At 40.7% G+C, this 13,883-nt stretch carries 6 protein-coding genes; all 6 read left to right on the top strand.

Going from position 1 to position 13,883, the window contains the following annotated elements:
- The first annotated feature begins 191 nt into the window (after positions 1–191).
- The 6 genes from ftsH (at position 192) to P0106_RS00910 (ending at position 13,844) form a co-directional block, all read left to right on the top strand.
- Positions 192–2,459 carry an ATP-dependent zinc metalloprotease FtsH gene (gene ftsH / locus P0106_RS00935; protein ID WP_473730324.1) on the top strand — a complete coding sequence of 756 codons (2,268 nt, stop codon included), beginning with the start codon at positions 192–194 and terminating at the stop codon, positions 2,457–2,459.
- 97 nt (positions 2,460–2,556) lie between these two features.
- Positions 2,557–3,618: a dihydroneopterin aldolase gene (locus P0106_RS00930; protein ID WP_004115732.1), complete on the top strand. Its 1,062-nt coding sequence runs from the start codon at positions 2,557–2,559 to the stop codon at positions 3,616–3,618.
- Positions 3,618–4,127, top strand: a complete 510-nt coding sequence (locus P0106_RS00925) for a DUF3180 domain-containing protein (protein WP_473730323.1) — start codon at positions 3,618–3,620, stop codon at positions 4,125–4,127. The genes P0106_RS00930 and P0106_RS00925 overlap by 1 nt, the downstream gene beginning before the upstream one ends.
- A 142-nt stretch (positions 4,128–4,269) precedes the next feature.
- Positions 4,270–5,946, top strand: coding sequence for an energy-dependent translational throttle protein EttA (gene ettA, locus P0106_RS00920; RefSeq protein ID WP_004115727.1), 1,677 nt, complete (start codon positions 4,270–4,272; stop codon positions 5,944–5,946).
- Between the two features lie 70 nt (positions 5,947–6,016).
- Entirely contained in the window at positions 6,017–7,015 is a 999-nt protein-coding gene (locus tag P0106_RS00915; protein ID WP_119676075.1) for a lipid II:glycine glycyltransferase FemX, read from the top strand.
- Between the two features lie 553 nt (positions 7,016–7,568).
- The gene (locus P0106_RS00910; RefSeq protein ID WP_473730322.1) at positions 7,569–13,844 is read left to right on the top strand and encodes a MiiA motif-containing surface protein; all 6,276 of its coding nucleotides are present in this window, start codon (positions 7,569–7,571) and stop codon (positions 13,842–13,844) included.
- The last annotated feature ends 39 nt before the right edge of the window (positions 13,845–13,883 follow it).

The raw sequence follows: 13,883 nt of genomic DNA, 5'->3' as shown, positions 1-13,883 counted from the left end.
GTATTCTTTATTGATTTTGAGTAGTAATCTTAAGAAACTTTGGTTAGTCTTAAAAAATCTTGATTAATTTTATGTAATCTTGAATAATTAAGTACTGGATAATAGAAACCAAATAGTAGGATTTAATCCTAGTTTTAAGCATATTTCTATGTAAGGAGCCTTCGGAAGGATCCTGAAAGGAGCCTGATTATATGGGCGCTTCTCCAATGTCGCCTCGCGGACCTATGGGTGGACCTATGAAAAGTCCTTTGGGAGGTAACGGGAATAATCCGTTCCTTCCGCCTAATTTTGGAAAAAATCCAGATAGGAATAGTGGGAATAATAAGAACAATAAAAACAAGAACGGCAATAAGAATCAGAATGGTAATGATTCGCAGAATGATAATAATCCTGATTCTCGTCGTAAGTTCTTTAAATCTCCTTGGACTTGGATTGTTCTTCTTGTGATATTGTCTGTAGCAGGATTCCAATTGTTTGTGCATAACAGTACACAAACAATTGATACGCAAGATGGCTTGGAGTTGCTTCATAAGCGTAGTGCAAATTATGTAGAGGTTATTGACAACAAACAGCTTGTAAAGCTTACGCTTGACAAGAAGTATGTTAAGCTCGATAAGCGCGATAAGCAGAAGCACGATTATGGAAAAGACGTGCAATTCTACTATACGATTGCTCAGAGTAAGACTGTTGTTCAGGATATTGAAAAAGCTAAGCCAGTTAATGGTTGGACTGTTAGCATGCAGTCTTCTAGCATAATTTCTTATCTGATCACATCTATGCTGCCGATTTTGATTCTGCTTGGACTTGTTTGGTTTATGTTTGGCAGAATGGCAAGCGCTGGCGGCGGAATGCTTGGAATGGGTGGCGGCCGTGGTCGCGGAAAGCTTTTGGAAGGTCAAACACCTAAGACTAAGTTTGCTGATGTTGCAGGTGAACAGTCTGCTGTAGAAGAAGTTGAGGAAATTAAGGAATTCCTTAAGGATCCTTCTCGCTACAAGGCTTTAGGAGCGCGCATTCCGCGCGGTGTGCTGCTTTATGGTCCTCCAGGAACAGGTAAGACTCTTCTTGCGCGTGCTATTGCAGGCGAAGCTGGTGTGCCGTTCTATGCTATGGCTGGTTCGGACTTTGTTGAGATGTTTGTTGGTCTTGGTGCTTCTCGCGTGCGCGAGCTATTCGATGAGGCTAAGAAGAACGCTCCAGCAATCATCTTTATTGATGAGATTGATGCAGTTGGACGACGCCGCGGTAGCGGTATGACAGGCGGCCACGATGAGCGCGAGCAAACGCTTAATCAGCTGCTTGTAGAGATGGACGGCTTCGATAACGACACTAATTTGATTATTATCGCTGCTACGAACCGCCCAGATGTGCTTGATTCTGCGCTTTTGCGACCAGGACGATTTGATCGTCAGGTTGCTGTGGAAGCTCCAGATTTGGAAGGTCGCGAGGCGATTCTTAAGGTTCACGCTAAAGGCAAGCCTTTTGTTCCAGACGTTGATCTTCATATGGTTGCTGTTCGAACTCCTGGTTTTACGGGCGCGGATTTGGCTAATGTGCTTAATGAGGCGGCTTTGCTTTGCGCTCGTTCTGGCGCTCAGCTTATTGACAATCGCGCTATTGACGAGGCGATTGATCGCGTTCAAGCTGGTCCTAGAAAGAAGTCTAAGGGCATGGCTTTGGATGAGTTGCGTAACACTGCGTATCACGAAGGTGGTCACGCGCTCGTTGCTGCTGCCTTGCATCATACGGATCCTGTTACTAAGGTTACGATTTTGCCTCGTGGACGCGCTCTTGGATACACGGCTGTTATGCCAACTAGCGACCGCTATTCTCAATCTCGAAATCAGTTGCTTGATCAAATGGCGTATGCTATGGGCGGCCGTACTGCGGAAGAGGTTGTGTTCCACGATCCAACTACTGGCGCTTCTAACGATATTGAAAAAGCTACAGCAATCGCTCGTAAGATGGTTGTTGAATATGGTTTCTCCTCTAAGCTTGGTGCCGTAAAGTGGATGGACGCTGATCAGGATTCTTCTGGTTCTTTGGATTCTTTGCAATCGCGTAAGTTCTCTAATAAAACTGCCGAAGTGATTGATGAAGAAGTTCACAAGTTGATTGAAACGGCTCACACTGAGGCGTGGGAGATTATTAATAATAATCGTGATGTTTTGGATGAGTTGGTTCGTCAGCTTCTTGTTAAGGAAACGCTTAACGAGAAAGAGCTTGAGCAAATCTTCTCTAAGATTCGTAAGGCTCCAGAGCGCGATTTGTGGCTTTCTAATTCGGATCGTCCAGATTCACCTCTTCCTCCTGTAGAGATTCCAGAAAGCTTGAAGCGAAATATTGGTGTTATTAAGGATGATGCCTCTGAGGGTGATTCTTCTAAGGATAATACTGAGGATAATGCTGAGGATAAGTCGCCAGCTGATTCTACAGATGAAGATAAAAGTCTAAAATAATAATTTAATTTAAATAATAATTTAATTTAACAATTTTACGCGCGGTGTTTAGCGATTATGCAAAGCATCGCGCGTATAATATTTTTGGGAGGCGATTATGGACACAATTAAGTTAAGTGGTATTAAACCTAGTGATACTGATGCTTTTATTGGCTTATATACTCGCCTTAGTGTTGATGCTGTTTTGAGTTTAGATTTGAGGGCAGCGGTTGCTGGCGACTCTACCCAAACGGTTGATATTGCCCAGATTTCTAAAAGACTTAGCCGCGTTTTGGACTCGTGTGTTCAAGATGATGATATTGCTAAGAATTCTTCGATTTGTTTGGAGCTTACGGCTGGAAGGCTACTGGATTCAGCTATGAAATCTTGGCTTGTTAAACAGGCAGAGATTACTGTTAATGCGCAGTTTAAAGCTGATTTTAACGATGCTTCTTATGATTTACCTAATGCAGATGGCGTGTCTATTACGATTCGTAGGGTTGCAGACGATGTGGAAACATCGCAGATTTTTGGATTGGCGAATCCTACAGATGCGTCGCTTTTTGCGGCTGAGCAGAAGGAAAAATTACAAGATGAGACTTCGAGAGATGAGTCTAAAGATAAGTCGCAAGCAACCAGCGATTCTAATTCTTCTTTAGATTCTGTCTATAGCCAATCTGGCTATAATCCAATTATCACAACTGCAGTAGTGTCAATGCAGGGAGAAAAATCAGAGTCAACAAAATTCGCCATGCTAGATGTAATCACGAGTTTGGAGCAATCGAAAGAACCTATTTCAACTCAATTAGACGGCGTTTCGGCGTTATATCAGGTAAGCTCTGATAAAGGCGAAGAATATTCTGCAATAATAGTGGTATCTAGTACAATGGTAGAAGATGATTTAGCGCTTAAGATCAAAGAAATGCAAATTTCTCAAGAACAAAATTTGCGATTGAGAATTTTAGGCACGAGGCAATACGGATCTGATAGTTCAAACACAAAGACTATGGATTCAGATAGGCTTGATTCACAGCTAAATGCTGCACAATTGGAGCCATGGATGCAAATTGAGCCAGATGCTTCAATTGACGGAGAACCACTTGCGTACAAACTTGCGTTTGCACCAGATGCAGCGCGAGTCGGTATTTATTCAGAACGTTGGATTATGGGAGAGTGTTGATGAAAGCTTACCGCACGCCTTGGTGGTACTTTGTACTCGGGGTGCTATTTGGATTTGTATTCGGCGCATTCCTGGTGTCTATTACGGAATCAAGCGCAATATCGCTTTCTGGTGCGCCGTGGGTTGTTCTTGCGTTTATGACAATTGGTGGAATAATTACCTTTATTCTTACTTGGCAGACGCATCAGTATGTTACTGCAAAGCCAGAGGAGCATAAGCATTTAAATATGCAGCTTGCTGTTGCAGCTCTTATGCTTGCAAAAGCGCTTGGAATGGCTGGAGCGATTCTAACTGGCTGGTATGCTGGGCAACTATTCATGTGTTGGCCGCATGCAAATATTCCGCTCTATTCCAACATTATTCGTGAATGCATTATAGCTGGAATAGTATGTCTTGTAGACATGATTATTGGTATTGTGGGTGAGTGGATGTGCCAACTTCCTCCAGAAGATGGTGCGGATGCATCAAGTGGTACTTCCGACAGGGCACAGTCAGCTGCTGCGATTTAAAATTATTTAAAATATAAAATTTAAAAATATAAGTATAAAACCGAAATACAAAACATAAACACAAACCTAAAATTTAAAAATCTGCTGTAATAATTTAATTTTAATTCAATTTAAATTCAATTTTTAAGGATGGTATATTACTTTGGCTGAATTTATTTACCAAATGATTAAGGCACGCAAGTCTTACGGGGATCGCGTGATTCTAGACGACGTTACCTTAAGCTTCCTACCAGGCGCAAAGATTGGCGTTGTAGGGCCTAACGGCATGGGTAAATCAACGTTGCTGAAGATTATGGCTGGTTTGGAGAATGTATCAAACGGCGAGGCTTCGATTACGCCAGGTTATACCGTTGGAATTTTGCAGCAGGAGCCACCTCTAGATGAAACGAAGACGGTTGGCGAAAACATTAAGATGGCGTTTGGTGAGATTGCGCAAAAAGTGGATCGATTCAACCAAATCGGCGAAGAGATGGCAAATCCAGATGCTGACTTTGATGCATTGATGGAAGAAATGGGTAAGTTGCAAACAGAGATTGATGCTGCAAATGGTTGGGATTTGGATTCTCAGCTTGAGCAGGCGATGGATGCTTTGCAATGCCCAGATCCAGATTCGCCTGTTTCTGTGTGCTCTGGTGGAGAAAGGCGTAGAGTGGCGCTGTGCAAGCTTCTTCTTGAAGCCCCAGATTTGCTTCTTTTAGACGAGCCTACAAACCATTTGGATGCTGAGTCTATTCTTTGGTTGGAACAGTTCTTACACAAGTATGAAGGCGCTGTTATTGCTGTAACTCACGATCGCTACTTTATGGATAACGTAGCAGAGTGGATCTGCGAGGTGGATCGTGGTCAGCTTTACCCATACAAGGGCAATTACACCACTTACTTGGAAACCAAGGCTAAGCGTATGGAAATCCAGGGCGCTAAGGATGCCAAGCTTGCTAAGCGCCTAAAGAATGAGTTGGACTGGGTGCGTAGCTCGCCGAAGGCACGTCAGGCCAAGAATAAGGCTCGTTTGGAGCGTTACGACCAAATGGAGCAAGAGGCACGCAATTCCAAGAAGCTTGATTTTTCGGAGATTCAAATTCCTGCAGGTCCACGCTTGGGATCGCAAGTTTTGGAAGCGAAGCATATTCACAAGGCTTTTGGAGATCGCGTGTTAATCGACGACTTGTCGTTTACTTTGCCGCGTAACGGTATCGTTGGCGTGATTGGTCCGAACGGCGTTGGTAAGTCTACGCTTTTCAAGACGATTGTGGGCTTGGAACCACTTTCTGGTGGAGAGCTTACAGTTGGAGACACTGTAAAGATTTCTTACGTGGATCAGAATCGTGCAGGATTGGATCCTAATAAGAACTTGTGGGAAGCTGTTTCAGGCGGACTTGATTTTATTGAAGTTGCAGGCGTTGAGATTCCTACTCGCGCATATGTTGCAAGCTTTGGATTTAAAGGTTCGGATCAGCAGAAGCTTACTGGCGTGCTTTCTGGCGGTGAGCGCAACCGATTGAATTTGGCTTTGACGCTTAAGCAGGGTGGCAACTTGCTGCTGCTTGATGAGCCTACTAACGATTTAGATGTTGAGACGCTTGAAAGCTTGGAGAACGCTTTGCTTGACTTCCCAGGCTGCGCTGTAGTGGTGAGCCACGATCGTTGGTTCCTTGACCGAGTTGCCACGCATATTCTTGCATGGGAAGGCGACGATGAGAATCCTGCAAAGTGGTACTGGTTCGAAGGTAACTTCCAAGCTTACGAAGAAAATAAGATCGCACGCCTTGGTGAAGAAGCTGCTCGTCCTCATCGCTTGCATCGTAAGCTTACTCGTTAAATCGCGTATAACTCGTGCTATCAGAGTAAAACTGAATTAAAATCACGTATTGAGCTAAAAAGGAGAACAAATGCCGATACTTGATAAAAATGATTCTTCTAAAGTCCAAGAGTATGAGGAATTCATAAAACATTCGCCTTATGGAAACGCTATGCAAGATATGCGTTGGGCAGATGTGAAAAGCAACTGGATTAGTGAATACGTTTATCTAGAAGAAAACGGTAAGATTACAGCAGCAATGTCTGTTCTCGGCATAAAAGCTGTTGATGATAAAATGTTCCTCTATGCTCCTCATGGACCAGTAAGTGATTTTTATGATATAGAAACCACTAAGAAGCTGATTGAAGAAGCTAAGCCTCTTATTGAAAAGTACAATGCGTTTTTGCTGCGAATGGATCCTTGCGTTCAAAACGATCAAGATCTTGTTAAGAAGTATAGAGAGCAAGGTTTTACTTTTAGGAGCGATGGGGAAAAACTTCACTCTTTCTCCAATCCTCGATATGAGATGATGCTAGACCTTGAGGGTAAGTCTACGGATGATCTTCTTGCTGGGTTTAGTGCGATGACAAGAAGGCACATAAGGGCTTCTTTAAAAGCTGGCGTTACATCTAGGTGGAGTCGTTCTCAGGAAGATATTGACAAGTTCTATGAGCTTACTGAGATTATGGCAAAAAGACACGGTATTACATACAGACCTAAAGAGTATTTTGAGAGATTGCTTGCGGCTTATCCAGAAATGAGAATTTATAGCACGGACTATGAGGGTGAGACTATTGCGTGCATGATTGGTTTGCCTTATAACGGTGAATTATGGTACATGTATGGTGCTACCGCGACCATGCAGGGCAAGGTAAGCCCAGGGTATTTGTCTATATGGGATTTGATTCAGTGGGCGCATGAGCTTGGAATGAAGTACTTTAACATGGGTGGTGTGTTCTCACTTGATGTTAGCGATGGTCTTTATTTCTTTAAGTATGGTTTCTGCAAGGCTACTGATCCGTTCATTTGGATTGGTGAGCTTGATGTTGTTGCAGATGAGGATGCATACAGCAAGTTTGTTAATAGGTGATTGCCTGAGATTTGCTATTTCTATAATGCTGTAGTGCGCGAGCTATATTGAATCTGGCGCAAAGTACGTCATGTCGTTCGCGCGCTACGCTTTGAGCGCGAAGGCAGGTCTCGCGCCTGTGTTTGTTTCTATTTTGCTCAAAAAGGGAACAAATGCGGGAATATTCTTACGTGATTTTGATTATCTTGTAGTGTTTTTCTTATCCCGCGTTGGTTTACTTGTATTCGAGTGTAACGGCATGTCGTGTATAGCTTATGCTTATCAATATCATTAATAAAAAATATAGCGAAAATTTGTGTAAATCTTATTTTGTTAATGTTTAGTAAGGAAAATCAGTAATTTTTTAAAAAATAATATAAATCTGTGATTAAAATCACTCAACGAATTCTCTCAAAATTATTGAATTTTTCCACGGGGGGGGGGGTAAATTGCTCTAACTGGCAATTTGCTATCGCTGTGCTTTGTTTTGTTAGTTATTCTACATTTTATGCACAAATATTTGCCTGTGATGCAAAAAGTCGAAAAGTATAGACGTCCTAAAAGGGTGAAGTATATGACGAGTAAACAAAATAGCGCGAAACACATATCCATATCTAAAAAGTGCACAAAATCTTCGTACCTAGATAATTCTGTTATCGATTCAATGGCGAAATCGATTACGTCTACAAACTTTGAGGCAACTTCTTCTAGAAGAGTCTCTGTACTTCCTAAAATTGCTTTAACAGCAGTGCTAGCAAGTTTGCTTGCATGTGGAGCAGGATTGCCATCTAACCATGCATGGGCTAATGGCGTGAATATGCCTGACGGCAGCTATAGGTATGCGAATCGCGATTCTTCTACAAAAGCGCAGAAGTATGTTGATATTAAAGCACTTCCTTGCGATAAGAATCAGGTAACTGATAAGAATAAGGCTGATAGAGAAACTTACGGACAGTATTACAAGGTCGAATACCAGTTTAATTCTAATGGCGATTGGTGGGGTGGTCGACCATTCTGGTGGGCGAGCGTGCCTAAGGATGTTGACATTGTAGATAATAAAGTTACTTTGCATAAAGATGAACAGTTGACTGGTGATGGCGGTTCCAAACAAACAGGTACACAATATACAAAGGATACTTGGAATCAGTCTGCAAGCCGTTTTTGGTTTGATAACAATAGAGAGCAGGCTACCGAGTTTAAGAATAACTGGGAAAGAATGACAGGAGAAGCCGGCGGTTATGACGAATCTGGTAATACTCTCGGTACTTCTAAGAAATATAAGGAAGCTACTAGTGCCTTGATTATTAACTGGGAGAGTAGGGGCAATAGAAAATCTAAGATTAGCTTTGTTATCAAACTGAAAGATAAAACGCAACCTCTTAAGTTTGCTGGCGGAGTGTACCAAGTAATGGGCAACTGGCATTACACTGTTGGCAAAGTTGAGATTGCTCCAACGTTGCCAGAGTATGCTCAGGAGTTAGAGCTTAATTATCCCAATGATAAGGTAGAGGTTGATTCTGCGAAATATGGCAAGAGTCTTACGAAAGACGAAAAGGATAATGTTCTTACAAAGCTGTGGGATGCTAATAAGAGTAATACTGATGTGCTGAAAAAGCTTAAAGGTATGGAACAGACTCAAACTGAAGAGGCTTTCAAAAAGGCTGTAACTGTTAATGCTGATGGCAGTGCAAAGGTAACGTATAAAGATAACTCTATGGATACTATTTCTAAGGAGAATCTGACTAAGCGTTACATACCATTGGCAGATCGCACAAAAATTACGTATCCAGATTTAACTTCTGTGAAGAATCCAACTGCTCTTGATCAGTCAGAGAAGAAGCAAGTTGAAGATGCTATTAAGAATGCTAATACTAAGATTGAGAATCTTATAGAAAAGGTTGATGTTGCTGCTAATGGTGATGCAACAATCACATTCAAAGATACAACTGGTACTCATTCAACTAAAAAGCTTGAAGGCAAGTATCTTGTAAAGAAGCAGCGTTCACTTGCAGATAAGTTTACCCCTTACTATCCAGTGCCAATGGCAGTTGGGAATCCAAGTAAATTGTCTGCATCTGAGCAAAAAACATTGTTAGAAAAAATCTATGAAATTAATCAATCTAACAAAGAATTCATGGATGCTATAGGAAATCCAAATACAGACGATGCTAAGAAAAAAGCTATTTCTGTTAGTAGTAATGGTGATGTAACTATAACTTATACTGATAAGTCTAATGATAAGCTCGATGGCAGCAAGATGGTGTACAAAAGTAAGCCACTTGCTGATTTGACGAATATTACACTTCCAGATCGTACAGCAGTTGATAATGCTAAGAGTTTAAAAGAGGAAGACCAGAATAAAGTTAGAAAAGCTATATTAACAGCCAATAATGGTCTTAAAAGCAAGCTAAAAGGTAATAATGAAAATAGTGCTATCACATTTGATAATGATAAGCATATTATGACTGTTAAGTTTAATGATGATTCAACTTCTACCTTCGACTATTCTGAGTTGGTGTATACCAAGGGTAATCCAGAAAAGCCAAAAACTGAAACAAAAAATAATAATGGGTACAAGTACAACATTACTAAGATTGCTGTTGCTGATAAGAATAATATAAAGCCTGCTGATTGGAATAGTTTTGTCATAAAGTTCATTCAAGATAATTGGAAAGTTAAATCAGGAAATGCTGAAATAACTACAGATTTTATAACTAAGACTGATGGTTTACTGAATAAACTTACCACTACTGGTGACAGTATAGGTAATGGAATGCAACTTTACAGATATAGTGGACAGTGGATTGAAAAAAATGGATCTAATCTTAAATTGGTTAGAGGTGGATTTGGTGGTGAAGATGGAATTGTAACAATTTATTTAGGCGACTCCATTGAAGTTAGAAAATCTAGTAAATATGGTGGTTCTGATTTAGCATTCAGTCTTACTAAGAACGACTGCTTCGTATCTAATGCTGCTGCTCCTCAGCCTGAAGAACTTAAGAAGGAAGCTGAGAATCTTATTGACAAGATTCTTCAGAAGCATGGCTTAAATGATGAAGAAATCAATAAGTTTAAGCAAGAACATCAAAGTGAAATCAACAAGATTGCTAAGCCAGACGATGTAGACAAGATTATTAAGTCTGCTGATAAGCATGGTCAAGATGAGAAGAAAAAGAAAGATGCTCAAAAGCAGATTGAGAATGCTCAGGATAATCTTGGTTTAACTGAAGATCAGAAGAAAGAACTCAAAAAGAAGATTGGTAATGAGACTGATCCTGAAAAGATCCGTGAGAAGATAAACGAGTTCCAAAAGGATCAGGATCAAAAGAAACAAAAGGAAGCTGATCAAAAGCAGCAACAAGCTGATCAGCAGGCTGAGCAACAACAGAAACAGCAGCAGCAGAAAGATAATACGAAGGTTGATACTGATATACAAACTCAGAATCAGCAAGAACAGCAAGACACAGGCAAGGCTGAAGAAGCTAAGAAGAAAGCTGAGCTTGAGAAGCAAAAGCAGTCTGCTATTGATGAAATTAGCAAGAACGACAAACTTAAGCCTGAGGACAAAGAGCAGTTTATTAAGAAAGTTAATGAAGCTCAGGATACTGATGGTGTAAACAAAGCCAAGAATGATGCTACGTTAAAAGGCAATCAGAATCAGACTGCTGCTAATAACAGTAATAATAATGGTCTTGATGCTGCTAAGACTGATGCTAAAAACAAGATTAGCAAGCTGAATAATCTCAGCGAACAAGATAAGAAGAAGTATCAAGACCAAGTAGGTACTGCAGATAGTCTTGATAAAGTTGCAGAAATCCTCAACAATGCTGAGTTTGAGGATGCTAAAGCTTCAGCTAAGAAGAAGATTGCTGATTTGAAGCAGAAAGGTAATCTTACTGATCAAGAAGCTACAGATCTAAATAATCGCATTGATAAAGCTAAGGATTTGCGAGAAGTTGAGGGTATTCTTGAGGAAGCTGAGTTAAATAAAGCTAAGAAGGATGCTAAATCTGATGTAGATAAGCTCACGAATCTTAACAAAGCTCAAAAGGATGCTTTGAAGCAGAAAATTGATGATGTTGAAACTGATCCTACCAGCGATAATTTGAAGACTGTTGATCAGGCTAAGACTGCCATCACTGCTGTTGTTGCTAAGGCTAAAGAGCTTGACAAGAAGATGGGAGATCTTAAGACTCTTGTTGATTTGGTCAATAAACAGAAAGAAACTCTTAAGAAGTCTGATGGCTACAAGGATACATCTAAGAAGACTGCTTTTGATAATGCGTTAAAGGCTGCGGAAGATCTTGTTAAGACTGATTCTGCTGATAATAAGACTGCTGATGAAGTTGACAAGATTAGTAAAGCTCTTGAAAAAGCTGTTAATGATCTCGGTGGTAATACTGTTGACAAGTCAAAGCTTCAGGATGAAATTGAGATAGCTTATGAATTGCAAGGCAAGAATAAGCAGGGTCAGGATGATTCTTCTAAGAAGAAGAATCCAAAGTATGAGAATGCTTCTAAAGATAAGAAGAATGATTTTGATACTGCTCTGTCTAATGCAAAGAAAGTTTATGACCAAAAAGATGCTTCACAGCAGTCTATTAATGATGCTGAATCTAAGTTAAAGAAAGCGATTGATGCTCTTGATGGTCATAATAAATCTGATTTGAATGATGCCATAAAGAAAGCAAATTCAAAGAAATCTGAAATTGTTTACAATAACGCGTCGGAAGATAAGAAATCTGCTTTTGATAAAGCGTTAAAATATGCTGAGGAAATCGAAAAGAAGCTTGGCGCATCAGATGTTGAGATCAGTAAAGCAAAAGACGACTTGGATAAGGCACTTAACGATCTTAATGGTAAGGTTAAAACTTCTGATTTGGAAGCTGCTGTAGAAAAAGCAAAGAAAATGAAGAAGTCAACAACTGATCCTAAATCTGATGGAGATCCTAAGTATGAGAATGCTTCTCAAGTAAAGAAGCAAGCTGTTGATACTGCTCTCAATCGCGCTGAGTCTGCTCTTGCTGACGCTAATAATGATAAGTCAAAGAACACTCCTGAGCAAAAGCAGAAAGCTATTGATGAAGCATTAAATAAACTTAATGATGCTATTAGTAATCTTGATGGTGTTGACAAGACTAAGTTGACAGGAAAGCTTACGGAGGCAAAAGGTAAGAAGGGTACTCCTGCTTATAAGAATGCTTCTAATACCAATAGTAAAGCGCTTGATGACGCTATAGCTTCTGCAGAAAATATCGTAAATAAAGCTGGTGCAACAGAGAAGGAAATTTCTGATGCTATCAATAAGCTTACCAAAGCTATCGATGGTTTGGATGGTCATGATATTTCTGATTTGCATAACGCTGTTGATAATGCCAATACTAAGAAGTCTAAAGTGTCTTACAAGAATGCCAATCAAGATAAGCGAGATAATTTTGATAAGGCTCTGAAAGATGCTGAAGAAATCTTGAATAACCCTAATGGTAAGACTGAGCAGGCAATAAAGACTGCTAAGGATAATCTTGAAATTGCATCGAACAAGCTGGATGGCGTTGTTGATACATCTAAGCTGCAGTCTGAAGTTACTAAGGATACTGATATAAAGGATAAGCCGCAGTATAAGAACGCTGATAAAGATAAGCAGACTACTTTTGATCAGGCTCTTATTGAAGCTCAGAATGCTTTGAGTGAAGTGAAGAACAATAAGTCTCAGAAGTCTCCTGAGGATAAACAGAGTGCTGTTGACAATGCTTTGCAGAAGCTTCAGACTGCTGCATCTTCGTTGAATGGTGCTGATATTAGTGCTTTGCAGGAAGAGATTGCTCTTGAAGGCACTGTGAGAATGTCTTCTGCATACCTCTATGACACTTCGGATAAACAGACTGCATATAATGATGCTTTGCAAGATGCGCGAGATCTCGTTTCAAAGTTGGCTGATATATCTGGTACTGGTAAAGATCTTGCTTCTAAGACTCAATCAGAGCGTCAAGCTCTTGTTGATTCTGCTTTGAAGAAGCTCCAGCAGGCTAAGAATGCGTTGACTGGTGTAGCTCCTACTCAGTCTCTGTCTCCAGTTATTCCTGTGAATCCAGAGTTTGAGCAAAAGCCTGTTCCAGTTCCAACTCCCGATACAACTCCAACTCCAGAGCAAACTCGTGATTCTGGTTTTGGTGTGAATGATAATGCGCCAGCTATTGTAGATAAGGGCGAGTTGCATTTGCAGATCGAGGGTGCTGAATCCGATTCGCAATCTAGCGATAATGCCAATGGTTCGCAGCAGAACAATGTGGATGATAACTCTGACAATTCTAGTAATTCAGGGAATGTTAGCAAGAGTACAAATAGTGGTAATGGTGTCACCAGCAGTTCTGCTGCTAAGCAAGATAATGCATCCAATGATAATGGATCACATGATGCAAATATCGATTCTGGTGTAGAGAATTCTCCAGCTGTTAAGCAGGCGGATATTGATGTTTCTAAGGCAAAATCTAATGTTGATAGTGCTTTGGCGGAAGCTAAAAAGGTAGCGGCCGATCCTCATAGCACTCAGGAACAAGTGAATGCTGCTGTTGAGAAGCTGAGTGCTGCGCGTAAGGCTTTGCTTGCTGCTAAGTCTCGTGCTTCGCAGGTTCGTGATGAGGTTCGTGCTCAGGTTATTAAGAATTCTAAGTCTGCTGGTATGCGTGCTTATTCGAATGCTGAAATGAGTAGTGATAGTAATAAGCGTGGAGAAATCAGTGGCATGAATACTGGTTCTGTTGTTGCTCCTACTGGGCTGCTGGCATCGCTTCTCGCTGCTGCTGGAGCGCTATTTGCTGCTCGTCGTGGTGGATTGCGCAAAAATAAGTAAGCAGTTTTAGCAGTGTAAAGTGGTTGCTCGGTTTTATAG

Source organism: Gardnerella sp. c11Ua_71, from assembly GCF_055818025.1.
The sequence above is the reverse complement of the archived record's forward strand: the minus strand, read 5'-3'. Positions and strand labels throughout refer to the sequence as shown.